At 71.0% G+C, this 26,884-nt stretch carries 24 protein-coding genes and 1 tRNA gene; 3 read left to right on the plus strand and 22 right to left on the minus strand.

Annotation, left to right across the window (positions count from 1 at the left end):
- Positions 1–136: 136 nt before the first annotated feature.
- From shbA to ACFVYA_RS10620, 4 genes are all read right to left on the minus strand, one after another.
- Entirely contained in the window at positions 137–736 is a 600-nt protein-coding gene (gene shbA, locus ACFVYA_RS10605) for an RNA polymerase sigma factor ShbA (protein WP_387044373.1), read from the minus strand.
- A gap of 49 nt (positions 737–785) precedes the next feature.
- On the minus strand, positions 786–1,019 hold the full coding sequence (locus ACFVYA_RS10610) for a hypothetical protein (RefSeq protein ID WP_387044375.1): 234 nt from the start codon (positions 1,017–1,019) through the stop codon (positions 786–788).
- The gene (locus tag ACFVYA_RS10615; RefSeq protein ID WP_387044377.1) at positions 1,016–1,588 is read right to left on the minus strand and encodes a hypothetical protein; all 573 of its coding nucleotides are present in this window, start codon (positions 1,586–1,588) and stop codon (positions 1,016–1,018) included. The genes ACFVYA_RS10610 and ACFVYA_RS10615 overlap by 4 nt, the downstream gene beginning before the upstream one ends.
- Positions 1,589–2,787: 1,199 nt before the next feature.
- Positions 2,788–2,861: transfer RNA gene (locus ACFVYA_RS10620), tRNA-Thr, on the minus strand.
- Between the two features lie 134 nt (positions 2,862–2,995).
- Between ACFVYA_RS10620 and ACFVYA_RS10625 the strand changes: the two genes are divergently transcribed.
- Positions 2,996–4,663, plus strand: a complete 1,668-nt coding sequence (locus tag ACFVYA_RS10625; RefSeq protein WP_387044379.1) for a hypothetical protein — start codon at positions 2,996–2,998, stop codon at positions 4,661–4,663.
- 60 nt (positions 4,664–4,723) lie between these two features.
- On the opposite strand, the gene ACFVYA_RS10630 is transcribed toward ACFVYA_RS10625, so the two are convergent.
- The 8 genes from ACFVYA_RS10630 to topA all read right to left on the minus strand — a co-directional run bounded on the left by ACFVYA_RS10630 (position 4,724) and on the right by topA (position 14,501).
- Positions 4,724–5,929 carry a DNA polymerase III subunit delta' gene (locus ACFVYA_RS10630; protein WP_387044381.1) on the minus strand — a complete coding sequence of 402 codons (1,206 nt, stop codon included), beginning with the start codon at positions 5,927–5,929 and terminating at the stop codon, positions 4,724–4,726.
- The gene (locus tag ACFVYA_RS10635) at positions 5,926–8,040 is read right to left on the minus strand and encodes a bifunctional MFS transporter/dTMP kinase (RefSeq protein ID WP_387044383.1); all 2,115 of its coding nucleotides are present in this window, start codon (positions 8,038–8,040) and stop codon (positions 5,926–5,928) included. The genes ACFVYA_RS10630 and ACFVYA_RS10635 overlap by 4 nt, the downstream gene beginning before the upstream one ends.
- A gap of 147 nt (positions 8,041–8,187) precedes the next feature.
- Positions 8,188–8,796: a hypothetical protein gene (locus ACFVYA_RS10640; RefSeq protein ID WP_285986991.1), complete on the minus strand. Its 609-nt coding sequence runs from the start codon at positions 8,794–8,796 to the stop codon at positions 8,188–8,190.
- Between the two features lie 260 nt (positions 8,797–9,056).
- Positions 9,057–9,848: a hypothetical protein gene (locus ACFVYA_RS10645; RefSeq protein ID WP_387044385.1), complete on the minus strand. Its 792-nt coding sequence runs from the start codon at positions 9,846–9,848 to the stop codon at positions 9,057–9,059.
- On the minus strand, positions 9,841–10,029 hold the full coding sequence (locus ACFVYA_RS10650) for a hypothetical protein (RefSeq protein WP_285986993.1): 189 nt from the start codon (positions 10,027–10,029) through the stop codon (positions 9,841–9,843). Before ACFVYA_RS10650 ends, ACFVYA_RS10645 begins: the two co-directional genes overlap by 8 nt.
- Positions 10,022–10,813 (minus strand): ESX secretion-associated protein EspG, encoded by a 792-nt coding sequence (locus tag ACFVYA_RS10655; RefSeq protein ID WP_285986994.1) that lies wholly within the window; start codon positions 10,811–10,813, stop codon positions 10,022–10,024. The genes ACFVYA_RS10650 and ACFVYA_RS10655 overlap by 8 nt, the downstream gene beginning before the upstream one ends.
- An 86-nt stretch (positions 10,814–10,899) precedes the next feature.
- Positions 10,900–11,478 (minus strand): hypothetical protein, encoded by a 579-nt coding sequence (locus ACFVYA_RS10660; RefSeq protein ID WP_387044388.1) that lies wholly within the window; start codon positions 11,476–11,478, stop codon positions 10,900–10,902.
- 146 nt (positions 11,479–11,624) lie between these two features.
- Positions 11,625–14,501, minus strand: a complete 2,877-nt coding sequence (topA, locus tag ACFVYA_RS10665; protein ID WP_387044390.1) for a type I DNA topoisomerase — start codon at positions 14,499–14,501, stop codon at positions 11,625–11,627.
- 296 nt (positions 14,502–14,797) lie between these two features.
- Between topA and ACFVYA_RS10670 the strand changes: the two genes are divergently transcribed.
- Positions 14,798–15,604 (plus strand): serine protease, encoded by an 807-nt coding sequence (locus tag ACFVYA_RS10670; protein WP_285986997.1) that lies wholly within the window; start codon positions 14,798–14,800, stop codon positions 15,602–15,604.
- Between the two features lie 18 nt (positions 15,605–15,622).
- On the opposite strand, the gene ACFVYA_RS10675 is transcribed toward ACFVYA_RS10670, so the two are convergent.
- The 3 genes from ACFVYA_RS10675 to ACFVYA_RS10685 form a co-directional block, all read right to left on the minus strand.
- Complete coding sequence (locus ACFVYA_RS10675) at positions 15,623–16,273, minus strand: hypothetical protein (RefSeq protein ID WP_387044392.1); 651 nt, start codon at positions 16,271–16,273, stop codon at positions 15,623–15,625.
- A gap of 51 nt (positions 16,274–16,324) precedes the next feature.
- Positions 16,325–16,915 (minus strand): hypothetical protein, encoded by a 591-nt coding sequence (locus ACFVYA_RS10680; RefSeq protein ID WP_387044394.1) that lies wholly within the window; start codon positions 16,913–16,915, stop codon positions 16,325–16,327.
- 160 nt (positions 16,916–17,075) lie between these two features.
- A complete protein-coding gene (locus ACFVYA_RS10685) occupies positions 17,076–19,337 on the minus strand; it encodes a sodium-translocating pyrophosphatase (RefSeq protein ID WP_387044396.1) in 2,262 nt (753 codons plus the stop codon).
- 349 nt (positions 19,338–19,686) lie between these two features.
- Between ACFVYA_RS10685 and ACFVYA_RS10690 the strand changes: the two genes are divergently transcribed.
- The gene (locus ACFVYA_RS10690; RefSeq protein ID WP_387044414.1) at positions 19,687–22,167 is read left to right on the plus strand and encodes a DEAD/DEAH box helicase; all 2,481 of its coding nucleotides are present in this window, start codon (positions 19,687–19,689) and stop codon (positions 22,165–22,167) included.
- Between the two features lie 84 nt (positions 22,168–22,251).
- On the opposite strand, the gene ACFVYA_RS10695 is transcribed toward ACFVYA_RS10690, so the two are convergent.
- From ACFVYA_RS10695 to ACFVYA_RS10725, 7 genes are all read right to left on the minus strand, one after another.
- Complete coding sequence (locus ACFVYA_RS10695; RefSeq protein WP_285987001.1) at positions 22,252–22,869, minus strand: bifunctional DNA primase/polymerase; 618 nt, start codon at positions 22,867–22,869, stop codon at positions 22,252–22,254.
- A 660-nt stretch (positions 22,870–23,529) separates the two neighbouring features.
- Complete coding sequence (locus ACFVYA_RS10700; RefSeq protein WP_387044398.1) at positions 23,530–23,895, minus strand: Rv3654c family TadE-like protein; 366 nt, start codon at positions 23,893–23,895, stop codon at positions 23,530–23,532.
- The gene (locus ACFVYA_RS10705; protein ID WP_387044416.1) at positions 23,882–24,217 is read right to left on the minus strand and encodes a TadE family type IV pilus minor pilin; all 336 of its coding nucleotides are present in this window, start codon (positions 24,215–24,217) and stop codon (positions 23,882–23,884) included. Before ACFVYA_RS10705 ends, ACFVYA_RS10700 begins: the two co-directional genes overlap by 14 nt.
- Before the next feature lie 20 nt (positions 24,218–24,237).
- The gene (locus ACFVYA_RS10710; protein ID WP_387044400.1) at positions 24,238–24,414 is read right to left on the minus strand and encodes a DUF4244 domain-containing protein; all 177 of its coding nucleotides are present in this window, start codon (positions 24,412–24,414) and stop codon (positions 24,238–24,240) included.
- 29 nt (positions 24,415–24,443) lie between these two features.
- Positions 24,444–25,160 carry a type II secretion system F family protein gene (locus ACFVYA_RS10715; RefSeq protein WP_387044402.1) on the minus strand — a complete coding sequence of 239 codons (717 nt, stop codon included), beginning with the start codon at positions 25,158–25,160 and terminating at the stop codon, positions 24,444–24,446.
- On the minus strand, positions 25,157–25,915 hold the full coding sequence (locus tag ACFVYA_RS10720; RefSeq protein ID WP_387044404.1) for a type II secretion system F family protein: 759 nt from the start codon (positions 25,913–25,915) through the stop codon (positions 25,157–25,159). Before ACFVYA_RS10720 ends, ACFVYA_RS10715 begins: the two co-directional genes overlap by 4 nt.
- Positions 25,916–25,946: 31 nt before the next feature.
- The coding region (locus tag ACFVYA_RS10725; RefSeq protein ID WP_387044406.1) for a TadA family conjugal transfer-associated ATPase at positions 25,947–26,884 on the minus strand (938 nt) is incomplete at its 5' end.

A 26,884-nucleotide genomic window follows, 5' to 3' on the forward strand; every position in this document is an offset into this window, starting at 1 on the left:
TCAGGTTCTCCGCCGAGGAGTACGACCGCTTGCAAGCAGACTCGCCACCCGGCGCTCGTGCGTGTAGCTAGACGCGTTGGTACTCGCGACGTTGACGAGAGCCCGCAGCGCCGAGTTCTGGCCGATAAAGTCTGGATCACACGACCTCTTCGGCCGCGAGAACCTTACGCAGCTTCTTGAGGGCCCGGTACTGAGTCACCCGAACAGCGCCTGGCGAAATGCCCAGCGCCTCGGCGGTCTCGTCCATCGAGAGGCCCACCACCACCCGTAGGACCACGATTTCGCGGTGCAAGGGCGGCAGTACTTGCAGCAACTGGGACATCCGCTCGTTTAGTTCCCCCTGCAGCGCGCGCTGCTCAGGGTTCGCCCCGCTTTCGACTTCGTCGGGGACTTCGTCCACTGGCTCGGAACGGTTGCGAGCTGCTGCGCGGTGCGCGTCGGCGACCTTGTTCTGAGCAATCCCATACACGAACGCTAGGAACGGCCGCTCAAGTATCTGCGCCCCCTCCGCCTTACCTCGGTAGGACTGCAACGAGGTCACCACGGCCATCAGCACCTCCTGAGCGACGTCTTCTGCCGATGCCCAGGAGCGCTCCTGGCGGCCTATGCGGGCGCGGCAGTACCGCACGATCAGCGGGCGAAGGGCAGCCATCAACCGCTCGACGGCCACCGGATCGCCGTCCATCGCGGCGGGAACGACGTCCTGGACGCCGTCCGCGGGCGAGCGCGCTGGCATCGGCTTCTCGTCGTCGCCCTGCGCGCCGGACCTGCCCGAGCCCGGTCGCTCAGCGTCCACAGGTCACCGGTGTCCCCATCGCCGAGCCGTCCGACGCGCACGACGTCGAATTCGAGGTGACCTCGCGGCCCGTGACGCTCACGGGACCGACCGTCAGATTGGCTCGCAGTACCCACAGCCCACCGACCACTGCGGCGATCACCAGCACGGTGATCAGGATCGTCCGCAGCGTGTTCGGGGTGCTGGTGATGATCTTCTCGATCAGCCCGATGATGCCGGTCATCGCAGCACCCCGACGCTGATCGAGCGGGCCTTCCTCTTCGTGCTCCGTGCTCGCGCCCGTGCCACGATCAGCTCCTCGAAGCGAACGGTCAGCTGGCGGATCTCCTCGTCGCGGATGCCGATGACGCGCAGGAAGAGGTTCATCTGCTCCGGGTTGGGCAAGGTGTCCCCGTCGAGCAGTCGGCAGAGCGTCGCGCGCGACATCGGCTTCATCGTGAGGCTTTCGGCGTCGGACAGCCGCACCATCCGGCGCAGCACCTCGGTCTTGCCGAGGTCGCTACGGAGCATCGCTCGGCGCAGCTGGAGCGCGAAGTCGGCGACCGGGTCGTCGGGCTGGGCCGGGTTGTTCTTCGTGAACTCCTCGGACGCGGCCTCCCACCAGATGCGGTGGGCTGCCGGCAGCGGCGCCCCGACGCCCGCGGCGATGCTCTGCACCAGCCGCAGTCGCGGCAGCTCCGTGCCACCGAGCGCGTTCGACACTGTGCTCACGGAGTAGCTCGCCGCCGCGGCGACCTCTTCCAGCGGCGTCTCGCCGACGAATCTGCGCAGCCACTCCTTCAGCGCCTTCACCGCAGGACCTGCGGTCGGCGGCAGGGCCGACTTTCTGCGGCCCGGGCGCGGGCGGTAAACGGGCATAGCTCTACCCGAACTCGACACGAGAACCCTCCTTGATCAAATCGTCTAGGTGAGGAGTCCCTGCCGAGCACCCGGGTTGCCGCCCGGGAAGCAGCTCGGCAGAGACCAAGTTGTGGAGATCCTGGCCCACAGCTTGACTAGCAGCAACTTTCTGTCATATTTTCCGGAATACCCTTTATGCGATCGTAATCTTCGAGAATTGCGTCAGGCCTCGTCGGTGCCCGCGGTTTTTTTGCTAATGTCTCACCGATGAGCAGAGCGACCTCGCATGCCTGCTCGCAGAGGCGCTTTTTTCGGAGTTTGTCTCAAACGTGTGACCCGCTGTGCGGCAAAGTCGAAAGACTCCATGTACAGCTGAGGACCTCCGTCAAATCGTCTAGGTGAGGCTCACAGCTCAGAGGGACCCGTTGCCGCGGAGTCCCTCGACACTCGGGTGAGCAGCCCCGCGCCCTCCGGCCAAGGGGCTGCTCCTCGAAACGCGCAGGTCATCACCCGATTCGCGACGCGGCCTGCATCGTTGCGAGCGACGGCTACGTCTACCTATCCAGACGGCGGTGCCCTGCCTGCCCATAGTGTTCTTGACTCGCCAAGTCGAGTTGCTTGGCGGAGTTGGCCGCTGCCGGAGCCCCGAACCCGTTCCATCTCAGGATCGGAAATGAGCAGATCACCGGGATGGCCTAGTGGCCTACAAGCCCAGCGTGTCGGTTCAAGCACCTAACGTGCTGGTGCCCTAAAGAACGGTCGGGTCGATGCCAACGAGATTGTCGACCTCGCGAGCGACACGCCGCCCGGATCCGCGCCACGACATAGCGGCAGGAAAACGAGCTCAACGGCCGCAAGAGCGACCCAGCTGAGAGCGCGGCCGCGCTCGTCACCGAGTTCCCGCCGCGCCCGGTGCGTACCCTGCACCGCTACGAGAACGCCAGATCGGCGCACAACGTGCTGCTGGTCTGCGGCCTGCTCGACGAGCTGACCCTCCTGCCGCCCTCACCGGCGTCGACGGTCCCCGGCCGCGGGCGGCCCCGAAGCAGGTCACCGCTTACCAACCCCAGGTCGGCTTAGACCCTCAGTTAGACCCTCACCAGACGAGTCAGGCCCCACCCGAGGTGTCTCGGATGGGGCCTGACCTGCGGAGCCGCCTAGGGGAATCGAACCCCTGACCTATTCATTACGAGTGAATCGCTCTGGCCGACTGAGCTAAGGCGGCATGTTGCCCGCTTGCGCTGGCGACGTCGACAAGTGTAGCGGAAGCTGTCGTCGTCACTTTTCGGGGGGACCGTCGTTAGGGCCCTATGACGCCGGTCTCCGTCGCCGGCCGACCCACTATGGAGGCTCTGGCACATGCGGCGAAGACTGCCACGTTCGGCGGCCCTGCCGGCGGCTGCGGCGTTGCTCCTGCTCAGCGCGGCGCCGGCGACTGCCGACTCGACCTATCCGACCACGCCGATTCCGCAGCCGGCGAATCCGGGGCAGGCGCCCATCTCCGCGCCGATCGGGCCGCAGCCGCTGGGGCAGGCCGTCGGGGATGCCGGGACCGCGCTCGGGATCATCCGGCTGCTGCCCAACGCCGTGCCGACGAACACGATCCTGCCGGGGTTCGGGCAGACGCTGCCGAAGCAGTCGGCGCTCGAGGCCGGGATGGGCCTTTCGAGCGCCTCCGCGAACTCGGACGCCTATCTCAGCTACGAGAAGGCGATCGCGCAGGCGTCGCCGTTCGGGCTGTCGGTCGGCGGGAACGCGCCGCAGACGCCGGGCAGCGTTGTGCAGACCGCCCTGCCGGACAACCCGCAGCCGATCAGCGGGGGCCTCAACGCGCCGTCGAATCCGCTGCTCAACGTGGGGCTGCTCAACGGTAGTGCGCACGCGCGGTGGAGCCAGACGCTCGGCCCGTGCGTCGACACCATCGCCGACGCCAGCACGTCGGTGGCCAGCCTGTCGCTGCTGAACGTCGTGCCGTCGATGCCGAACCTGGGCCTGGACGCGCTGAAGCCCAAGCTCGACCCGAACTCGCTGGCGAGCGGGTTCGACCTGACCAAGGGGCTGCAGAGCCTGGGCGGCCTGCTGCAGGGCGGCGGGCAGACCGCCGCGGACGGCACCGGCTCCCTGCTGAGCCTGCCGAACACGCTGTCGTCGCGGTCGCAGGTGAAGCTGGTCGACATCCCGGGCTCGGACCACAAGGCCGTGCAGTCGACGTCGACGCTGCAGGCCGCGGACATCGAGATCCTCAAGGGCACGCCGCTGGCGTTGAGCGTCAAGGTGGTCAGCCAGCCGACGCTGAAGGTGACCTCCACCGGCGACGCGAAGACGTCCAAGGTCGAGTACACCGCCCCGGTGCTGAGCATCGAGGCCGGCGGCAAGGTGCTGTACACGCTCGACGCGGCGCACCCGACGAAGGACGTCCCGATCGGGCTGCCGCTGAAGCCGCTGAGCGACCAGTTCGGCAAGCTGAAGGACCTGCCGGTGGTCGGCGGTCTCCTGGCGCCGCTCGAAGGTCCGGTGCAGCAGGTCGGGACCACCGCCGGCACCGTGCTCGACCTCGGTGTGCTGCGGCTGAGCATCGCCGGGCTCGACCAGAAGTCGGCGAACATGGCCACGCCGTTCGCGGGCTTCCAGCTGGGCGCGTCGGCGCGGATGTTCGACCTGCAGCTGCTGCCGACGACCAAGCTCAAGAGCCTGCTGCCGGACGACCAGGCGAAGAACCTGCCTTCGTCGCTGGCCCAGCTTTCGCTCGGCGAGCAGGTCGCCCGCGCGTACGCCCCGACCGGCGGTGTGGTCTGCGGGACCACGTCGACGCCGCCGCCCGCGGGCGGCGAGGCGCCGAAGGGACCGGTGAAGAACCTGGCCTACACCGGCGGCGCGTACGACACCGTGCCGCTGTTCTGGACGGGCACCGCGATGCTGCTGCTCGGCGTGGTCATGGTGGCCGCGATGCCGGGCGGACGGCGGCGTCCCCTGGCCGTGGCCGTCGCGGAAAAGCCGTTCAAGCCCTCACCGCGTCCGCGCGAGTGACCCGAGGGGTGTGAAGGAACCCGCCAGGCGCGCCTGGCGGGTTCCTTTGCGTTCGGCGTTTCAGCCTTGGCGAAGCGTCGTGACCATCGCCTCGACGGCGATGCGCGGCTTCACGTTCAGCTCGATCGCCTCGCGGCATTCCAGCACCGCTTCGAGGCGGCGAAGCGTCGACTCGGGCGTCCACGCCGAGGCCGCTTCGCGGATCTGGTCGGCGTGGTCCGGGTGGTTGAGCGTCGCGCCGGAGCGGGTCCCCATCACCAGGACGTCGCGGTAGAACCCGACGAGGTCGACCAGCGCCAGGTCGAGCGTGTCGCGCTGGGTGCGGGTCGCCCGGGACTTCTGCTTCTTCTCGAGCTGCTTGACCGCGGCTTCGGCGGCCCGCTTCGCGCCGCCGACGCCCTTGCCGATGCCGTCGCCGCCCATCGCGGTCCGCAGCTCGTTGCGCTCGTCCTCGTCGCGGGACTTGCTCGCCTCGCCCGCGTCGGCCTCGGCCGCGCTGATCAGCTGGTCGGCGCACGTGAAGACGTCACTGGCCCGGCGGAGGCCGAGCGGGATCCGCAGCACGGTGGCCCGGCGCTGCCGTGCGGCCTCGTCGGTGGCGAGCCGACGCGCGCGGCCGACGTGGCCGCCGCACACGGAAGCGGCCCAGTGCGCGCGTTCGGCGTCGACGTGGTCGCGGCGCATCAGCACGTCGGCGATCGCCTCCGGCGGCGGCGTCCGGAGCGTCACCAGGCGGCAGCGCGAGCGGATCGTCACCGAGACGTCCTCGGGGTGGTCCGACGGCGCGCACAGCAGGAACACCGTGCGGTCCGGCGGCTCCTCGACGGCCTTCAGCAGGGCGTTCGACGCGCCTTCGGTGAGCCTGTCCGCGTCCTCGATGACGACGACCTGCCAGTTGCCGGTCGTCGGGCGCCGCGCGGCGGCCTGCACCAGCGCGCGCATCTCGGCGACCGAGATCGACAGGCCCTCCGGCACCACGAGCCGGACGTCGGCGTGCGTGCCCGCCATCGTCGTGTGGCAGCCGGGACAGGCGTCGCAGCCGGTGCCGGTGCTGCACTGCAGGGCCGCGGCGAACGTCCGGGCGGCCACCGAGCGGCCGGAGCCGGGCGGCCCGGTGAGCAGCCAGGCGTGCGTCATCGCGCCGGGCGGCGCCGGCTCGCCCGCGACGATCTTGGCGGCCGCCGACGCGGCCGCGTTCAGCGTCTCGACCGCGGGTTCCTGGCCGACCAGCTGGTTCCAGACACCGATGCGTTCGGTCGTCGTCACTTCGCCTCCACGCGAGGCTCTTCCGGGGTCTCGATGGGCAGCGTTTCCAGCGGGAGCGTCACCGGCTTCTCCGTCGTCGGCGCCAGCGCGGCCAGCCGGCCGACGAACACGGCGCGCAGCGCGGTGCGGATGCGCTCGGCGACCTCGACGTCCGTGCCGTCGGCGTCGACCACGACGTACCGCTCCGGGTCCGCCGCGGCCATCTCGGTGAGCAGGTGCTGGACGCGCCACTGGTCGTTCATCGCGGCCGACTTGTCGCGCGGGGCGCCGTTCGGGGCGGCGTCCAGCAGGATCGTCAGGTCCGGCCGCAGGCGGCCGGTCGCCCAGTCGGCGAGGCCTTCCAGCTCGTCGCTGTCCAGCCCGGCGACGGCGGACAGGTGCGCCAGCGGCGAGTCGACGAACCGCTCCATCACGACCACCGAACCGGCGTCCAGCGCCGGCTGGACGTGCCGCTCCACGATGTCGGCCCGCACCGCGGCGGCGGCCAGCGCCTGGGCCCGCGCCCCGGTGAGGGAGGCGCCGGAGACGAGCGCGGTGAGCCGCTGGTCGTCGAGCGCCGGATCCGCGGCGACGACGACCGGCCGGGTGCCGCCCCGCATCCAGTCGGCGAGGTTGACGGCCTGGATGGCGGTGTTGATCGCGGTGGTGCCCTCGACGGCGATGAGGAAACCGTTGACGCGCCGCGGCGTGCGGCGCAGCGCGTTGCGCAGGTCGGCGAGGATCGGCTCGGCGCGCTTGTCGTCCATCTGCCGGTAGGCGAAGAGCCCGGCGACCAGCGCGATCACGGCACCGGCGAACATGATCGGCCGGGTGCCGTCGACCGAGACCTTGCCCCCCCAGACGGTGAAGGTGCGCGTCCCCAGGACACCGACCAGCACCGGGACGGTGACCGTGGTGCCGAACAGCACGAGCTTCATCATCAGCTGGTAGATCGCGTTGATCCGGCCGCGGATGGCGTCCTCGACCCGCGAGCCGATGATCGTGACACCGGTGAGGAACGCCGTCCCCGCCCAGAAGCCGACCAGGACGACGGTGATGAGCGAGACCGACAGGTGTGGCGACAGCGCCACCAACGCGAGCGAGAGCCCGGCCGCGATGATGGAGACGCCGAACAGCCGGTCGTGCGGGAGCCGCCGGGAGAGCTTGGGCGCGAACGCCATCCCGGCGGCAAGGCCGACGAAGACGGCCAGCACGAGGAGGCTGAACGCCGAGTCACCGGCCCCGAGGCTGGAGGAGTACGGCTTGGCCGAGCCGATCACGGCGCCGCCGGCGGCGAACGCGCCGAACGCCCCGACCAGCAGCCCGCGCACGAGCGGCGTGGTGCGGATGAACCGGAAGCCGTCGGCGATCATCGTGCCGATGCCGAGCTTTTCCTCGTCGGCCTGCTTGACTTTCTGCTCCGGCAGCGCGTGGACGTTGCGCAGCGAAAGCTCGGGAATCCGGGTGGCGATGAGGATCGCGCTGGCCAGGTAGAGCAGGGCGGTGATGACGACGACCAGCTTCGCGATGCGAAGGCTGGTGTCTTCGCCGGGAACGTGGAGGAAGTTCGTGTTGATGCCGGTGAGGATCGCGTTCGCGCCGGCCGCGGTGACGACGGCGAGGCCGTAGGTCATCACCATGCCGAGCTGGTTGGCCGTCTCGACCTGGTCGGGCCGGCGGAGCAGGTTCGGGACCGCCGCCTCTTTCGAGGGGATCCACATGCTCGCCGCGCTGCCGACGAGGAAGTTGCCGACGAGCAACCACCACGGCGCGCTGACGAAGGCGATGGACAGCAGGAAACCGCAGCGCAGCAGGTCGGAGACGACCATGACCTTGCGGCGGTCGAACCGGTCCGCGAGCAGCCCGCCCACGGGCGCGAACAGCAGCCCCGGCGCCAGGCCGGTCAGGACGACGCCGACGAAGGCGAAGTTCTGCGCGAAGTAGTTGTCCGTCAGCTTCGTGGCCAGGCCGGTGAGAGCCAGGATGTTCAGCCAGTCGGCCACGCTGCACAGGTACGTGACGCCCCAGAGCCGCCGGAAAGGTTTGATCGCCAGTACCCGCCGGACCCGGTTCATCGTGGACGCCTCGGCGCCCGACGACGAACCCGGACCGGCCCCGGGTACCGATCGCACGCCCTCGCTGATACGCCCACCCCACTAATCACCGCGGTGCCGGACGCCCTCGTGAGGACCCGACCGTGAAGCCAGGGTAGCCCGATCGGCCCCTGGCGCGCGGGACGGCCCCGTGGTGCGGGGCAGGCGGTGACCGGCGAAGGGACGCTAGTCGAACAGTCCGGTCACGCTGCTGACCAGGCTCGACACCATCTCGATGGCGACGAAACCGAACACGATCAGCAGGATGACGGCCAGCATGACCCCCGCGGCGCTCGACGACGGCCGATTGAACGCCGGCATCGACACCGCCGGCATCCGGGGCAGCCTGCGCCGCTTGACGGGCACGAGGTCGACGTCCTCCACGTCGTCCTCGGCGAGCGGATCCTGCCGGACGGGCCGCATCAGCTGCGGCGGCCGGGTCGGCCAGGTGCGCCGCCGGTTCCGCTGCCGGGGAAGCAAGCCCAGCGGCTGGTCCGCGCCCAGGGTGCCCGCCGGAGGAACGGCTTCCGGCGCTCTCACGCCGGCTTCCCGGTCCTCGCGGAGCGTCTCCTCGACCATCCGGCGCACGGCTTCTTCGTCGGGCTGCACCGGCCCGGCCACCGGGATGGCGGCGGGCTCGTGGCCATTCGGAATCGCGCTGCGTGGCTCGGGCGCCGCGGTGACCAGCCCGGAGACCGGATCCGCGAACGTCTCGCCGGACGCTTCGGACAGTGTGCCGTCGCGCTGAGTGAGCTCGGGGGCATTGAAGAAGGGAGCCTCACCGTTCGCGCTCATGGTGACCACCTCACTACTGAATGTCCTCGCCTTTCCAGGGTAGCGACGCTGGCGGATAACGCATCCGCCCAATGGCTCTGTCTCCAGTGGATAGTCCGTCACGGAGCGCAAGCCCGCACCCGAACCCCCTGCAGTGTCCAGTCCGCCGGTGGCCCGGTCGACCGCCAGTGGTGACAGATCGTAGTGAGTCCGCTCACGTCGGCTGCGCGGGGTGGCCGGCCGGAGGCCGGCCTACGGGTGGCCAGTTCGAGGGCTTCCGCTCAGGGCGTCTCCTCCTGTCCGAGGTCGATCATCTTGCGGCACCAGTCGCGGAGCATGCCGCGGCTGAAGGGACTCAAGACCAGCTGCCGGCGGCCGTCGCCCCGGTCCAAGGCCGCCAGAGCGAAGCGGCCCAGGTCCGTGTCGATCAGGACGAAGCCGTGGTCCGGGAACTCCGCGCACAGGCCGCCGAAGGCCAGCATGTCCAGGACCGCCGTTCCGGACCGCGGGCGGGCCAGGAGCTCTCTCATCGCTCCCACGTCGTCGTCCTGGCCGTCGTGGACCAGGCCGTCGTCGTCGACCGAGACCCAGATCGCCCGCGCCGAAGCGCCGAACGGGACCTCCGGCAGCTCCGCCACCAGCATCTCCGGCAGCTCCTCGAAGTCGGCCAGGTGGATCGCCGTGCGGCCGGGCAGCGAGCCCATCATGAACGCGCGCTCGCCATCGGCGTAGCAGCGGATGTCCGCGGTCTCCGGCCCTTCGTCGAACACGCCGCACAGTGCCGCCCGGACCGAACCTCGCAGCATCAGCGACACCACCTCGAAGCCGAGCTCGTTCAGCTCGCCGTTTTCACCGAACGGGGTGCCGTCGATCCAGGCGGCCCACGCCACGTGCCGCTCGACCTCGGCCACCAGGTCCGCCGGGTCGTCCGACACCGGGCCGTGGACCAGGATGTCGTCGTCGCTGACGTCCGGGTTGTACAGCCGGTCGACCGGCTCGCGGTCCGGCATCGCCGCCAGCACCGGACCCGCGGCCAGCTCGAGCAGCTCCCGCGCCGCCGTGCGTTCAGCCATGCCGGCGCCTCTCGCCCGGAACCGCCGGTGACCCGGCCGCCGGCCGCGGCTCCGGAACGCCGCTGTTGAGCTCGACGGCCGCGAGGATCGCCTCGCGCACGGTCAGGTCCTTCGAGGCCGCCGCGACCACCCGGTCCACCCCTTCCCCGGCCGTCGTCCGCACCGCCGCGTCCTCAGGCATGGCTCTGCACCGCCTCGACGATCCACTGCTCGGCCGTGCTCCGCGACGCCGGACCCCAGGTGACCGTCCAGCGGCCGGTCCGGGCCACCGCGGCGCTGAACTGGTACCGGCCGAGGTCGTTGTCCACCAGCCCGAACGCGCCGTGCGGGTACTCGGCCAGGATCGCGTTGCGCACCGCGAGGTCGACCAGCACCGTGCCCAGCCGCGGCCGGGCCGCACACGCCCGGATCAGCTCGACCGCCCGCTCGCACCGGCGTGGGATCAGACCGCGCTCGTCGGTCTCGATGCGCAGGTGCTCCCCCGGCCCCGGCGGCCGGTCGGGCAGCCCGTCGAACACCCAGCCCGGCAGCTCGCTGAGGAAGCCCGACCGCAGCCGCGCGCGGTTGCCCAGCTTGTGCAGCACCGTGGTGTAGTCCTCGTCGCCGAAGAACCGCACCTCCCACGGCTTGGCCCGGGCCGGGAAAACCCCGGTGACCACGCCGCGGATGAACCCACCGCGCAGCGCCCGGTACAGCCCGACGGCTTCCGCGGTGACCTCGCCACCCGGCGCGAGACCGATCGCCGCCATCCCGGCGACGAACCGCGTGTACTGCTCCACCTCGTCCGCGAGGCTCGACGCGGGCGAGGAGCGACGGCCCGGCAGGGGCCCGGTGTCCGCCAGCACCGGCGGGATCTCGAACTCGGGGTCGTAGAACTCCATCACCGAGGGCCGCTCCGGCACCTCGGCCGACAGCGGGGCGATGACCTCGTCGATGACGTCGAAGACGGCGACTGCGTTGCTCACCCCTCGATTGAACACCCTGGCACCGACAATTTCTCGCACATGTGTTCGAGCAGGTGAGATCGTTCGGCAAACGGTCGGCGAGTGGCTCAGCCATGGTCCGGCACCCGCCCCTCGACGAACTCCGCGAGCCGCTCCACGGTCCCGGGCAGCCACCAGAACCGGCGGTGACCGCCCCGCGGTCTGCTCAGCACCGCCAGGTGCCGGCCCCGGTCGTCGTCGACGAACGCGAGCATCTCCCACCGCGACCGCTCGCCGTCGCGGGCGATGTCGAGCTGGACGGTGCCACGCCGGGCCCGCCGCAGATCGTCCATCAGGTCGAGGACGAGACACTCCTGCTCGGCCTCGAGCACGCCACGCTCGTCGGCATCGAGGTACAGCCCCTCGCCCGCCACCGGCGGAAGGGCAGGCAGGCGCGCCAACGCCAGCCGGAGCAGCTCCGCGACACTGCCCGGCGAGGGTCCGGACAGCCGCACGCCGTCGCCGGCGATCCCGAACGTGCTCCGGTCGTCGAAGAACGCCGAGGTCCACGGCTCGCCGGCCATCGCGACGGCCACACCGCAGACGCCGCCGCTGCCCGGGAAGCCGGGCAGCGACTCCATCAGGTTCAGGGCGGAGGCACTGCCGGCGGCCGCCGCCCGGACCGGCTTGAGGATCTTGGTAGTCACCGTGTGCACGGTGCGTGGTGTTCTGGTCACGCGTTCATGGAACCCGGCACCACCGACAATTCCCGAACATCCGTTCGAGGTGTCACTCGAAGGTGTGACGTCGAAGGCCTCCCCACCAGGTCGGCGGGGAGGCCTTCGAGCCGGACTTACTTGGCCTTCGTCGCGGTCGAGCTCGACCGCTTGGCCGCGGTCGACTTCGCGGCCGCCGCCTTCTTGGTCGTGCCCGCCTTGACCGTCTTCGCCGTCGTGGAAGCCGGCTTGCGCGCCGGCGCCTTCCGCTTCGGCGCCGGCCCCTTGGCCCGCTTCTCCGCCAGCAGCTCGGACGCCCGTTCCGCGGTCAGCGACTCGATTTCGTCGCCCTTCCGCAGCGTCGCGTTGTACTCGCCGTCGGTGACGTACGGGCCGAACCGGCCGTCCTTGACCACCATCGGCTTCTTCGACACCGGGTCCTCGCCGAGTTCCTTGAGCGGCGGCTTCGCCGTCGCGGACCGGCCCCGCTGCTTCGGCTCCGCGTAGATCTTCAGTGCTTCTTCGAGGGTGATCGAGAAGAGCTGGTCCTCGGTCGAGAGCGACCGCGAGTCCGTGCCCTTCTTCAGGTACGGCCCGTAGCGCCCGTTCTGCGCCGTGATCTCGTCGCCGGACTCCGGGTCCTTGCCGACCACGCGCGGCAGCGAGAGCAGCTTCAGCGCGTCTTCCAACGTGATGGTCTCGATGTCCATCGACTTGAACAGCGAGCCCGTACGCGGCTTTGGCGCCTTGGCCTTCGCGGACTTCTTCTGCGCGGCCGTCGCGTCCTCGGGGATCTCGATCTCCGGGAGCACCTCGGTCACGTACGGCCCGAAGCGGCCTTCCTTCGCCACGATCTCGTGTCCGCTCACCGGGTCGGCGCCCAGCGAACGACCTTCCTGCGGGGTCGCGAACAGCTTCTCCGCGACCTCCTGCGTGAGCTCGTCCGGCGGCAGGTCCTCCGGCAGGTTCGCCCGCTGCGAGTTCCCGTCGACCTCGCGCTCGAGGTACGGCCCGTAGCGGCCGACCCGGACCACGACGGTGTGCCCGTTTTCGTCACTGAACAGCGGGATCGAGTTGATCTCCCGCGCGTCGATGTCCTCGACGCTGCCCTCGACGAGCTTCTTCAGCCCGCCCAGCCGGCCGATCGAGCCGTCGACGCCCATGTCGCCGCCGAAGTAGAACTTCGACAGCCACTGGCCGCGCTGCTCGTCACCGTTGGCGATGCGGTCGAGCTCGTCCTCCATTCCGGCGGTGAAGTCGTAGTCGACCAGCCGCTCGAAGTGCCGTTCCATCAGGCCGATCACGGCGAACGCGACCCACGACGGAACGAGCGCGGAGCCCTTCTTCCAGACGTACCCGCGGTCCTGGATGGTCTTGATGATCGACGCGTACGTCGACGGGCGGCCGATGCCCAGCTCTTCCAGCTTGCTGACCAGGCTCGGCTCCGAGTACCGCGCCGGCGGCGACGTGGTGTGGCCGTCCGGGTTCAGGTCCGCGGCGGTCAGCGCCTGGTCCTTCTCCAGCACCGGCAGGCGGCTCTGCTTGTCGTCGGCCTCGCCACCGGTCTCGGTGTCGACCGCCTCGACGTACGCCTTGAGGAAGCCCGCGAAGGTGATCGTGCGGCCCGAAGCGGCGAAGGTGCACTCCTCGCCCGAGGTCGCGTTGCCGACGATGCGCACGGACATCGTGGTGCCCTTGGCGTCCGCCATCTGCGACGCGATCGTGCGCTGCCAGATCATCTCGTAGAGCCGGTACTCGTCGGTGTCCAGCTCGCTCGCGACCTGGCCCGGCGTGCGGAAGACCTCGCCCGACGGCCGGATCGCCTCGTGGGCCTCCTGCGCGTTCTTGACCTTGCGCGTGTACTGGCGCGGCGTCGGCGAGACGTACTCCTTGCCGTACAGCTGCGTGGCCTGGCTGCGCGCGGCCGAGATCGCCGACTCCGACAGCGTCGTGGAGTCGGTACGCATATAAGTGATGTAGCCGTTTTCGTACAGCTTCTGCGCGATCCGCATGGTGCGCTCCGAGGTGAACCGCATCTTGCGGCCCGCCTCCTGCTGCAGCGTCGAGGTCATGAAGGGCGCGTACGGCTTCCGCGTGTACGGCTTCTCCTCGACGCTGGAGACCTTGAAGTCACGCTGCTTCAGCGCCTCGGCGAGGCGCCGCGCGTCGGCCTCGGCCAGCACGCGGACCTCGTTGTTCGACGCCTTGAGCTGGCCGTCCGAGCCGAAGTCGCGGCCGGTGGCCAGGCGCGCGCCGTCGACGGCGACGAGCCGGGCGGAGAAGTTTCGCGGCGAAGCCTCTTCGCCGGCGTCCATCGCTGCGGAGATGTCCCAGTACGACGCCGAGGTGAAGCGCATCCGCTCGCGTTCACGCTCGACCACGATCCGGGTCGCCACCGACTGCACGCGGCCGGCCGAAAGCTTCGGCATGACCTTCTTCCACAGCACCGGCGAGACCTCGTAGCCGTAGAGGCGGTCGAGGATGCGGCGGGTCTCCTGGGCGTCGACGAGATCGACGTCGAGCTCACGGGTCGAGTCGGCGGCCGCGAGGATGGCCTGCTCGGTGACCTCGTGGAAGACCATCCGGCGGACCGGGACCTTCGGCTTCAGCGTCTCGAGGAGGTGCCACGCGATGGCTTCGCCCTCGCGGTCGGGGTCCGTGGCGAGGTAGAGCTCGTCGACGTCCTTCAGCAGGCTCTTGAGCTCGGTGACCTTGGACTTCTTGTCCGGGGTGACCACGTAGAGGGCCTTGAAGCCGTTGTCGACGTCGACGCCGAGCCGCGCCCAGGCTTCGCCCTTGTACTGGGCGGGCACGTCGGCGGCACCACGAGGCAGGTCACGGATGTGCCCGACGGAGGACTCGACGACGTAACCGCCGCCGAGGTAGGGCGCGATCTTGCGGGCCTTCGTCGGCGACTCGACGATGACCAGCCGCCGGTGCCCGGCGCCGTTGTCCGCCGAGGCTCCGTTCTTCTTGGTCCGTGCTCCTGCCACGCTGTCCTGCTCTCCGCTCATCTCGCCCCGCCGCCGCGGGACTGCACCACGTCCCTGCCAGGGCCCGTGTCTCGACCTGCCAGTGTGCACGCTGTTCCGGCCCGGACGGCGCGGAGGTGGCCCAACACGCCGCCGGTCCTGTGCCCAGCGCATCGCCGCTGACCTCGGCGATGTTTCCCCAACGTACCTGCCAAGTGATTTCGGCCACGTCCCGCGCAGCCTAGCGCGTGACCATCCGGATACCCTCCGTTCGACGGTGGTGGGCGCGGGGAGGTGACCGCTTCACTGGTTTCCCCGTCCAGCCGAAAGGACCCGCCATGACCCGACGCCTGCTCGGCGCCCTGTTCACCGCCGCGACCGCCACAGTATTACTGGGGGTCACTCCGGCGAACGCGGCCGCGGCGAACTTCGCCGGCACCGTGGCCCTGTCCAACTGCTCGGGGTCGGTGGTCAAGCCCGCCGCGACGCCCGACACCGCGCCCGCGCTCGTCATGTCCAACGGGCACTGCCTCGAAACCGGTTTCCCGGCGCCGGGCCAAGTAATCACCAACCGCACCTCCAGCCGGACGTTCACGCTGCTCACCGCCAGCGGCAGCAACAAGGCGACGCTGCGGGCCAAGAAGATCGTCTACGGCACGATGACCGACACCGACGTGTCGCTCTACCAGCTCACCACCACCTACGCGCAGATCAAGGCCAGCTACGGGATCTCGCCGTTGGAACTGTCGAACGCCCACCCGTCGGCCGGCGCGGCGATCGACGTCGTCTCGGGCTACTGGAAGCGCATCTACTCCTGCAACATCGACGGTTTCGCCTACCGGCTGAAAGAGGGCAGCTGGACCTGGAAGGACTCGATCCGCTACACCTCCGCCTGCCAGACCATCGGCGGCACCTCCGGTTCGCCGATCATCTCCGGCGGCAAGGTCGTCGGCGTCAACAACACCGGCAACGAGGACGGCGAACGCTGCACGGACAACAACCCGTGCGAGGTCGACCAGGCCGGCAACGTCACGGTGCGCTACAAGACGAACTACGGCCAGGAGACCTACGGCATCCCGGCCTGCCTCACCGCGGCCAACGAAATCGCGCTCACCCAGGCCGGCTGCACGCTGCCCCGGCCCTGACGCGGCTCTCGCACCCGGTCAGGCCGTGCTCGTCACGGCCTCCGGGTGCGGGACCGGTTGCGGCTCCGCACCCGGCCACGCCGCTTCGGCGCCGGGTGGCGGCTCCCCGATCAGTTCCAGCAGCGCCTCCAACCGGCGTTTGCCGGTGACTTTGACGGCCGGGACCTCGGCCTTCGGACCGGTCAGCTTCGCCGCGACACCCAACGGCGTCAGCGCTTCGACGAGCCGCTCGTGCATGCCGGGCGCGAGCGGGTCCACCGCCAGCAGGTAACCCTGTGTCGCGGGGCGGCCGCCGGCCAGCGCCCACATCCGCAGCATCGCGCCGCTCAGCCGGAACCCGTCCGGCACCGCCTTGCCCGAGTCGTCCTCGACCGGGCCTGCGCAGCCCTCACGCAGCCACCGGAGCGCCAGCGGCAGCAGGTCGACCCGGAACGACGTCCGCACCTGCGGACGGCCGCAGTCGGCCTTCGACACCTGGGCGTCCGCACCGCGGCAGCGGAACTCGCCGGCCAGGACGTGCGCCCGCCACGGCTCCTCGACGACCACCGAAAGCCGGGCGGCGGTGCGCCCGAACCCGGTGATCTGGCCGTGGCAGCACAGCAGGCCGGCCAGGTCGCCCAGGCCCGGCCCGCTGGCCTCGGCGGAGAAGAGCGAGATCGTCCGATCCACCGCGCTATACTAGAACACAAGTTCGATTCACGGCAGGCCTCGCGCGGATCTTCAGCCGGCAGGCTGATCCAGCTGGCGGCAGGCCGGCGCGCGCTGTTCCGCCGCGGTGAGGGCCGGGACGTCCTTGAGGCCCTTGAGGTAGTCGAGCGCGTCGAGGCGGTCGAGCGTCGCCCTGGCCTGGCCGAGGGCCTCCTTCGTCGCCGTCGCGTTCCCGCGGGCCGCCTCGATGCGACGGCGGGCGGTATCCGCAGCCGCCCGGATTTCGGTGAACTGCCCGATGACGTCCTTGCGCCCGCCGTCCGCCGACGGCACGGGCGGCGCGCCGAGCGCCTTCAGCCCGGACAGGCTCTGGTCGAGCCCGTCGACCACCGAAGAAAGCAGGTCACTGGAGGTCCGGGACGCCTTCTGCGGCGTGCTGGGATCGACGGCGGGCAGTGCGGCGAGGGCCCGGACCAGGTGCGTCACGGCGTCGCAGTAGCCACCCGCCCACCTCGCCGCGGGATCGGCCTGGGGCACCGCGGTCGTCACCGGCAGTTCCTGCTTCCCCGGCGGCGGCTGCACCGCGGCCGGCTGCCCGCACCCGGCGAGACCGAGGGAGATCGTCGCGGCCAGAGCGGCGAAAACGGTCGACCGCTGCCGCACCCGCGTACCTCCTGCCCGACGACGTCCCGGCAGCCCCGACGGTACCGATTCGGTGCTGCTTCGCAAGTCGCCTGGCCTTTCTGGGATCGCCTGTCCGAGCCTGGGCAAGCCCCGGGCCCGGCACGCGTCGCCGCGCACCGGGCCCGGGGTCACCTGGAGCTCAGGCCTTGATCTCGGCCGGAGTGTCGGAGATGACGGTGCCCCGCCGCTTCGACACCACGACCGCGGCCACGATCACGGCGACCGCGACCAGCGAGATGATGATGCGGACCGCGGTGTTGGCGCTGTCGCCGACCGTGAGCTGCACGATGGCGGGCGCGATCAGCACGGAAACCAGGTTCATCACCTTGATCAGCGGGTTGATGGCCGGTCCGGCGGTGTCCTTGAACGGGTCGCCCACGGTGTCACCGATGATGGTGGCCTCGTGCGCGGCCGAACCCTTGCCGCCGTGGTTGCCGTCTTCGACCAGCTTCTTGGCGTTGTCCCACGCGCCACCGGAGTTGGCGAGGAAGATCGCCATCAGGGTGCCGCAGGCGATCGCGCCGGCCAGGTAGCCGGCGAGCGCGCTGGTGCCCAGGCCGAAGCCGACGGCGATCGGGGCGAAGACCGCCAGCAGACCCGGCGTCGTCAGCTCACGCAGCGAGTCGCGCGTGACGATGTCGACGACCTTGCCGTACTCGGGCCGGGTGGTGCCCTCCATGATCCCCGGGATGTCGCGGAACTGGCGGCGCACTTCGTAGACGACCGCGCCGGCGGCCCGGGACACCGCGTTGACCGCGAGGCCGGAGAACATGAAGACCACAGCCGCGCCGACGATCACGCCGACCAGGGTGGCCGGACCCACGATGTTGGCGACGAACTCGCCGCCGACCCCGACCGCCTTCGTGATCGCGTCCGAGTAGGAACCGAACAGCGCCGTCGCGGCGAGGACCGCCGTGGCGATCGCGATGCCCTTGGTGATCGCCTTCGTGGTGTTGCCGACCGCGTCGAGCTCGGTGAGGATCTGCGCGGCCTTCTCGTCGACGTCGCCCGACATCTCGGCGATGCCCTGCGCGTTGTCCGAGACCGGGCCGAAGGTGTCCATCGCGACGATGACGCCGACGGTGGTCAGCAGACCGGTGCCGGCCAGCGCCACGGCGAACAGCGCGACGCCGCCGCCCAGCAGGTACGCGCCGAACACGGCCGCGCCGATGACCAGCGCGGTGTACACAGCGGACTCGAAACCGATCGAGATGCCGGACAGGATGACCGTCGCCGCACCGGTTTCCGACGTGTTGCCGACGTCCTTGACCGGCTTGTACTCGGTGCCGGTGTAGTAACCCGTCAGCTTCAGGATGATCGCCGCGAGGACGATGCCGATGATCACCGCGACGGTCGCGATGACCGCCGGGTTGCCCGAGTTCTCGAAGCCCGCACCGAATTCGGAGAAGCTGCTCGGCAGGTACACGAACGCCGCGATCGCCGACAGCACCGCGGAGATGACCGCGGAGATGTAGAAGGACCGGTTGATCGTGACCAGACCGCCCTCGCCGGCGCGCGCCTTCGTGATGTAGACACCGATCACCGCCGTGATCACGCCGATGGCCGGCACGATCAGCGGGAAGATCAGGCCGTGCACGCCGAAGGCGGTGCTGCCCAGGATCAGTGCGGCGACCAGCATGACGGCGTAGGACTCGAAGAGGTCCGCGGCCATGCCGGCACAGTCACCGACGTTGTCGCCCACGTTGTCCGCGATGGTCGCGGCGTTGCGGGGGTCGTCCTCCGGGATGCCCTGCTCGACCTTGCCGACCAGGTCCGCGCCGACGTCGGCGGCCTTGGTGAAGATACCGCCGCCGACACGCATGAACATCGCGATCAGCGCGGCGCCGAAGCCGAAGCCCTCCAGCACCTTGGGCGCCTGGCCGGTGTAGACCAGCACGACGACCGCGGCACCGAACAGGCCGAGGCCGACGGTGATCATGCCGACGACGCCACCGGTGCGGAACGCGATGCGCATCGCCGTCTCGCGGCCGCCCTCCTCACGCGACGCGGCGGCGACGCGCAGGTTCGCCTGCGTCGCCAGCCACATGCCGAGGTAGCCGATCGCGAACGAGAATCCCGCGCCGACCAGGAAGAAGATCGATCGGCCGATCTTCTCGTTCCAGTCGTCCGCGGGAAGGATGAAGAGCAGGAGGAACACGATCACGCCGAAAATGGCGAGGGTGTTCCGTTGCCGCTTGAGGTACGCGGCCGCGCCTTCCTGCACCGCCTTGGCGATGTCCTGCATCTTGGCGGTGCCCTGGCCTGCGGCCAGCACCTCCTTGAGCAAGACGTAGCCAATGACGAGTGCGGCAAGCGCGACCACGGCGACTACACCGACAATCGTGTAGCCACCTCCGGAGAGCGTGATGGACCCGCCCTCCGCGAGGAACTGCCGTGACATTCGTCCTCCAGGAGACGTCGCCGTGCGCCAGCGTCGACGGCAAGCCGAGGGTTCGACACGGCCGGCGCTGGCATGGACCCTGTACCGAGCGACACGCTAGCCGGGCAGCAATGCACGTCTCACATGACGCTCACCACAGAGGGTGTGGATTGCGGGAGTGTATTGGTATCGCAACCTGCGTCTTCACGCCGTCCCGGGGACGGTACATTCCGTTACCTTGTGAGCCTCCTCACTTGATCGATCACCCTTTCGCCGATCCGTTGGCGCAGCTGGGGATGCCGGAACTGTCGGACCCCTGTGCCAAGCTCGGCGGGTGGACGAATCACGGGGGCAGCGGCTGCTGAGGCGGGTGACCGCCGGCACCCCGTCGCGCGAGCACCCGGTCACGCACGTCGCGGACCTGCCTGGTCGCGCGGCGCGCTACGCAGAGTGGCCACCTTGGGTGGATCCGGCGGTTATCGCTGCGCTGCGTGATTGCGGCGTCTCGGCCCCCTGGGCGCACCAGGCCGAGGCGGCTTCGCACGCGTACGAGGGCCGTCACGTCGTGATTTCGACCGGGACGGCCTCGGGCAAGTCACTCGCCTACCAGCTGCCGGTGCTGTCCCGGCTGGCCGCGGGCGAGAAGGCGAACGCGCTGTACCTGTCGCCGACGAAGGCGCTGGGCGCGGACCAGCTGCGCGCCGTGTCCTCTTTGGACGTGCCGGGGGTGCGGGCGGCGTCGTTCGACGGCGACACGCCCATGGCCGAGCGTGACTGGGTGCGCGCGCACGCGAACTGGGTGTTCACCAACCCGGACATGCTGCACCGCGGGATCCTGTCGGCGCACGGCCGGTGGGCCACGTTCTTCCGGCGGCTCAGCTGCGTGGTCGTCGACGAGTGCCACAGCTATCGCGGCGTCTTCGGCTCGCACGTCGCCTTGCTGCTTCGCCGGCTTCGGCGGGTGGCTGAGCACTACGGCGCTTCGCCGGTCTTCGTGCTCGCTTCGGCGACGACGGCGTCGCCCGCTTCGTTCGCTACGCGGTTGACGGGTGTGCCTTGTGTCGCGGTGACGGAGGACGCTTCGCCTCGCGGGGCGCGCACGGTCGCGTTGTGGGAGCCGCCGCTGCTGGAGGAGCTGACCGGGGAAAACGGCGCGCCGGTCCGGCGTTCGGCCGGGGCGGAGACATCGCGGATCCTCGCCGACCTGGTCCTGGAAGGTGCGCGGTCGCTGGCCTTCATCAGGTCGCGGCGCGGCGCGGAACTGGCGGCACTGGGTGCGCGCCGCATTTTGTCCGAAGTGGACCCAGTCTTGGCGGAAACCGTTGCGGCGTACCGGTCTGGCTACCTGCCGGAGGAGCGTCGCGCACTGGAGGCCGCGCTGCTGGCCGGCCGGCTGCTGGGGGTCGCGACGACGAACGCCTTGGAGCTCGGCGTCGACATCGCGGGCCTGGACGCGGTGGTGCTGGCCGGCTACCCGGGCACGCTCGCGTCGTTCTGGCAGCAGGCCGGCCGGGCGGGCCGGTCCGGCGATTCGGCGCTGGTGGTGTTCGTCGCGCGGGACGACCCGCTCGACACCTACCTGGTGCACCACCCGGCGGCGTTGCTTTCGCGGCCGGTGGAGACGGCGGTGCTCGACCCCGCGAACCCGTACGTGCTGGCGCCGCAGCTCGCGTGCGCCGTGGCCGAGCTGCCGCTGACGCTGCCCGAACTGGAGGTGTTCGGCGGCGCGGCGGCCCAGGAGGTGCTGGCCGAGCTGGCGGAACAGAAGCTGGTGCGGCGCCGGTCGAGCGGGTGGTACTGGACTTCGCGGGACCGGCCGCACGCCGAGGTCGGCATCCGCGGCACCGGCGGGGAGCAGATCGCGGTGGTCGAAGCGGACTCCGGCCGGATGCTCGGCACGGTCGACCCGGGTTCGGCCTGCTTCGCCGTGCACCCCGGCGCGGTGTACCTGCACCAGGGGTCGTCGTACGTCGTCGACGAGCTGGATCTGGAAACCGGGCTGGCGCTGGTGCACGCGGAGAACCCGGACTGGACGACGACACCGCGCGAAGTCGTGGACATCTCGGTGCTGAGCACCCAGGAGAAACAGGACTTCGGCGGGGTGAGCGTCTGCCTCGGCGAGGTGGCCGTGACGTCGCAGGTCGTCGGGTACCTGCGACGCCGGCCGTCCGGGGAGGTACTGGACCACACGCCGCTCGACCTGCCGGAGCAGAGCCTGCGGACGCGCGCGGTCTGGTACACGGTGTCCGCCGAGCTGCTCGGCGGGGACTCGTCGTCCGCTGGTGCCGCTGATGCGGATGGTTCCGATGGCTCGGGTGGCTCCGGCGGCTCGGAGGGTTCCGATGGCGAGGCGGGGACCGGGGGCCATCGGGTGGGGACCGAATCTGCGGGGCCGGTGGGGACCGGGGAGGAGACCCAGGCGAACGGTCGGGGGCCCGTTCACGAGGGTGGCAGGACACCGGGGGGTGCCGGATTGGTTCCGGCACGGGTCCCCGGTGCCCTGCACGCCGCCGAGCACGCGGCGATCGGCCTGCTACCGCTGTTCGCTACGTGCGACCGGTGGGACATCGGCGGGGTGAGTACCGCGTGGCACGAAGACACCGGGGAGGCGACGGTGTTCGTGCATGACGGCCATCCCGGGGGTGCGGGATTTGCCGAACGCGGTTATGCCGCGATTGTCCCGTGGCTGGCCGCAACGCGGGAGGCGATCGTCTCCTGCGAGTGCCCGACGGGATGCCCGTCCTGCGTCCAGTCGCCGAAGTGCGGGAACGGCAACGAGCCGCTGGACAAGGCGGGGGCAGTGGCTGTGCTGGGCACCGTGCTCGGGGCGTTGCGTCAACACGGCACCTAGAACGGCCACTTGGTGGTTCATGGAGTTGTGTCCTGCTCCGCCTCGCCCGGGCTGGGACCGGCCGGCGGCGGTGGTTCGGGTGGTTCAGGCGGCGCTGGTCTGGACCAGCTGCGCCGAGCGCTCGCCGGCCAGGGCCCGCACGAGGACGTCGTGCACCTCGGCGGCGTCCGGCAGCTGCCAGCCGCAGACCTCGGGCTTCACGCGCCAGTGCACAACACCGTGCTGGAACGGCGAAGGCGGCAGCGGGATGTAGCTGTCCTTGCCGTGCCACTGGATGGAGGCGCGGGTCGCCAGCTCGGCCGGAACGTGGTCGGCGACGGTGGTGAGGAAGAGCCAGCGGCCGTTCGGCAGCGCGATGATGGGCGCGGGGTGCCCGAGGGCGCGGAGGAGGCGGCAGGCGCGCTTGCCGAGTTCGTCGTCGACCTCGACGGCGTCGAGCACGGTGCCGGTGGCGACGAGCAGGCTGTGGGTGCGGTCGGAGAACCAGGTGGCGACCTCGTGGGCATGGGTGCCGAGCTGTTCACGCCAGGCGTCGATGGCCGGAACCGGACGGCGCCAGGTGAGGTCGTCGCCTTCCGCGAGCGGAGCGGGGTCGACGCCCGGGAGCACCGGCCAGCCGCGCCAGGCAAGCCCGATCGCCTCCGCCCGCAGTTCGATGCGGAAGGCGCCCCGCCAGCTGTCCGGCCAATTCGCGTCCAACATTGTGTTTCCTGCTTTCGAGTTCCGGCTTCTCCGCGACGCTAAACCCTGTCGTGGTGTTGCACATCTCACTTAACGGCAAGTTGCACATTGCCCGGAACCCCCGCGCGACAACCGGTGGTTACGAGGCGATGAACGCCCAGTGATCCGTACCGCCCGACCGAAGCCCCCGGCGCGGATGGACGGTGAACGGTGACCGCACACGGACCGTTCGTCGCGGAAACCCCAGGATCCGCGGCGTTCCGGGCCCTCGATCGGTGGCGCCGGTGCGCCGGTTCGGCCCAGGTGAGCAGCCGATTCGACCGCTCGCCGTGCATCAACGACCGCTGCCCGTGACAATCAGCCGCTCATCGCCCAGCTCCACGGATCAGCCGGTCACCGCCCCATACCGACCGGTCGGCGTCCGCCGGGCGGCGAGGGCCGGGATTGCCGCCGAGCGCCTCGCCGAGCGGCGGTGGGCCGCGGGTGGCGGCGGGGCGCTGTGGTGGCGGGGCGCTGTGGTGGGCGCGCGATGGTGTCGCGTTCTGCGGACAGGGGCGGAGCCGGGCAGGGGCGCCAGCGCGGCGGTGCGCTGTCCGGGCGAGCGCGCGGTTCAGCCACCAGCTCCGAGCGGACGGATCGGCGTGCCACCCAGGTTGTCGGTCGGTGCCGCCGTTGCTGGGCTCAGTTGTCGGCCGCCGGGCCGGCGCGGGCGTGGGCGGATGGCCTTGGCAGGCCCGCCAGGTCGGGGCCTCTTGCCTCGACTTCGACCAGCGCGTCGAGCTGTTGCCATCGGCAGCTCACGAGCCTCACTCCCATCCGGTCGGCCACCCATCTCGCGCGTTCGCACGCTTGGACTGGACCTTCGTTCGCGTGGGAGGCCGCGGCCAACGCGCCCAGGTCGGCCGCCGACTCGGCCCGATGGCGCGCTATCACCGTCGCTCCCAGCCACAACGCCAGCGTTGCCACGCCCGTCAGGGCCGCGACCGCCAATGCCGTCCAGATCGTGGCCGCTCCGCCGTCCGGGGTCTGCCCGTCAGCCTTGAGCACTTCTCACCTCCGTACCCGGCTCGGCGACCGCGTAGGCCGTTGCGTCGAGGTGGATTGCCGGGAGGAGGCCGGATGCCGGGTGGGCCGTCACCTTGGCCGTGATCGTGTCGCCGATTTGCTCGAACGTCAGGTTCGCGCCCGGCGGCCCGATCTCGTGGACCGCGGCCGCCGCCTCGGCCGGCTGGCCCCTCGCCAGGAGCCGCGCCGCTTCGCGGGCCGCGTCCGTGCAGCGCAGCTGGCTCGTCAGCACCGCGATGCCCGCGACCAGCAGGACCGTCACCACCGTCAAGCCGGCCAGGCCGAGCGCTGCCTCGACGGTCACCGCGCCTTCGTCCCCGCGCCTCATGACGGCACCGACAAGGCCTTCATGACCAGGTTCGTCAGCCAGGAGACGACTGAGTCTCCGGTGAGCAAGGAGTAGAGGACAGCGGCGAAGGCCGCGACGGCGACCGTGACGATGGCGTACTCGACCGTCGTGGAACCTTCGTCCGAGCGGGGCCGGCGGCGGAACGTGCGCATGAGGGTCTCCCTTCGATGGGGGTTCGTGGTCAGAAGAGCGGGCCGAGCCGCCCGGCCAGGCCGAGGACGACCGGCAGCACGCCCAGGCAGAAGAAGGCCGGCAAGAAACACAGACCGACCGGCAGCGCGAGCGCCACCCCGGCCCGCTCGGCGCGTTCCTCGGCTTCGGTGGCCAGCTCGTCGCGGAACCGTCCGGCGAGGTCGCCTGCCGCCGCGGCGAACGCCGCCCCGGACCGGGACGTCCGGATCGCCGCGGCCGCCAGCTCGCCCAGGCCGGGGACGGCCTGCACCGGCGCCCAAGCCTCGTCCGGGCTGGAGCCGAGGGCGAGCAATCCCGCCGTCGAGCTCAGCGCCGTACTCGCTGCCGCGGGCGCGGTGCCCGCCACGGCCTCCAACGCCGAGGGAACCGGCAGGCCGGCGCGCAGGCAGGCGGCGAGGAGGTCGAGCGTGCCGGCCAGCCGCAGCTTGGCGGCGATGTCCACGGCCAGTGGCCGCGGACGGCGAGTGCGGCGGATCGCCCACCACCCGGTCGCCGTCACGATCGTGCCCGCCACCGCCCCGGCGACCCCGCCGACCAGCACCGCTGTCGAGACGCCGCCCAGCGCCGCCGCGATGTGCGGTAGCGCGCGGTGGCCCACGCGGACGGGCTTCGGGCCCTCGGTCAGCCGGGTGAAACGCCGCACGATGGCTTCGTCCGGCCAGCTCAGCAATGCTCCGGCGAAAAGCAGGAGCGCGATCGTGGTCACCGGATCCGCACCCGTCCGGTCAGGGCCCGGCACCAGGCCGTGCCCGCCCAGAGCAGGACACACCCGGCGACCAGCAGTACCTGGCCCGGTGTGCTGCCGGTCAGCACGGACAGCGGAGCCGCGCCCATGGCCTGCCCGAGCAGCACGCAGAGAACCGGCAGTCCGGTGAGCACCGCCGCACTCGCCCGCGGCCCGGCCAGCTTGGCGCGCATCCGGCGGCCGAACGCCAGACCGGCTTCGGCGTCGCAGCGCGCCGCGTCGAGGACGTCGGCCATCGGGAGGCCGTGGCGTTGGGCCAGCGTCCAGGCGGCGGCCAGCCGCGGTAAGGCCGGTGCGGGCAACTCGGTGTCGAGCCGGGCCGCCGTCGCCAGGGCGTGGAGGTCGCCCGCCACGGCCGGGACCACGTCGGCGGCGGCTTCCGCGGCCGTGACCGGGTGGGCGCCGCTTCGGAGCTCGGCCACCATCGTCCGCAACGCGGTTGCGGTGTGCGCGGCCATCGTCAGGTCCGCCGCGGCTCGGCGGTGAGCTCGCCATTCCTGGCTCCACGCGAGTGTCAGCACGCCGGCGGCGATCGCGCCTCCCGCTCCCGCGAACAATCCGGCGAGGGCGGCCGGAAGCAGCCAACGGACGGCGCGCCACACCTGGGGAACCCGGACGGTGGCCGGTGGCTCGATCATGGCCTGGAGCCGGTTCGGCGGCGCCGGCCAGCACGCCAGGGCCGCACCCACGCACAGCGGGAACCACGGGGTGATCATCGCCGCCTCCTTCGGTTGCGCGGGAAAGCGTTCAGCACGCGATCGCCCCCGACGTCGCGAACAGGTGCCGGTCAACCGTCCACCGGCCCGCGCGCCACACCGGCACGACCCGGGCCCGGCCGTGTTCGGCGCGAAGCACGCCGACCTCGGCGAGGCGCCGGCGGCCGTCCGGTTCGCGCCGCATGTGCAGCACCACGCGGATCGCGGCGACGAGCTGGCTGTGCACGGCGTCGCGGCCGAGGCCGCCGAGCGCGGCCAGTGCCTCGATGCGGGCGGGCACCTCCGCCGGGGAATTGGCGTGGACGGTGCAGGCGCCGCCGTCGTGACCGGTGTTGAGCGCGGTGAGCAGCGCGCCGACCTCGGCGCCGCGAACCTCGCCGACCACCAGCCGGTCGGGGCGCATGCGCAGCGCCTGGCGGACGAGCTCGGGCAGGCCGACCGCGCCCACACCCTCCACATTGGGCGGACGGGCGACGAGGCCGACGAACTGCGGGTGCGCGGGTTGCAGCTCGCCGGCGTCCTCGACGCAGACGATCCGTTCGTCCGGGTCGACGGCGCCGAGCAGCGCGGCCAGGAGCGTGGTCTTGCCCGCGCCCGTGCCGCCGGTGACGAGGAACGCCATCCGCTTCGAGACGACGGTGCGGAGGAGTCTGGCGCCGGCCTCGTCGAATGCGCCGAGTTCGCCGAGCGTGGCGAGGTCGTGCGTCGCCGGGCGCAGGACGCGGAGGGACAGGCAGGTGCCGCCGGCCGCGATCGGCGGGAGGACGGCGTGCACGCGGATGCGGCCGTGGGGGCCGGCGCCGGGGAGCCAGCCGTCGACGTAGGGCTGCGCGTCGTCGAGGCGGCGCCCGGCCGCGAGGGCGAGGCGCTGGGCCAGGCGGCGGACGGATTCTTCGTCCTTGAAGCGGATGCCGCTGCGGATCAGGCCTTGGGGGCCGTCGGTCCAGACTTCGTGCGGGCCGGTGACTG

The organism is Amycolatopsis sp. NPDC058278 (assembly GCF_042881395.1).
Taxonomy (GTDB): domain Bacteria; phylum Actinomycetota; class Actinomycetes; order Mycobacteriales; family Pseudonocardiaceae; genus Amycolatopsis.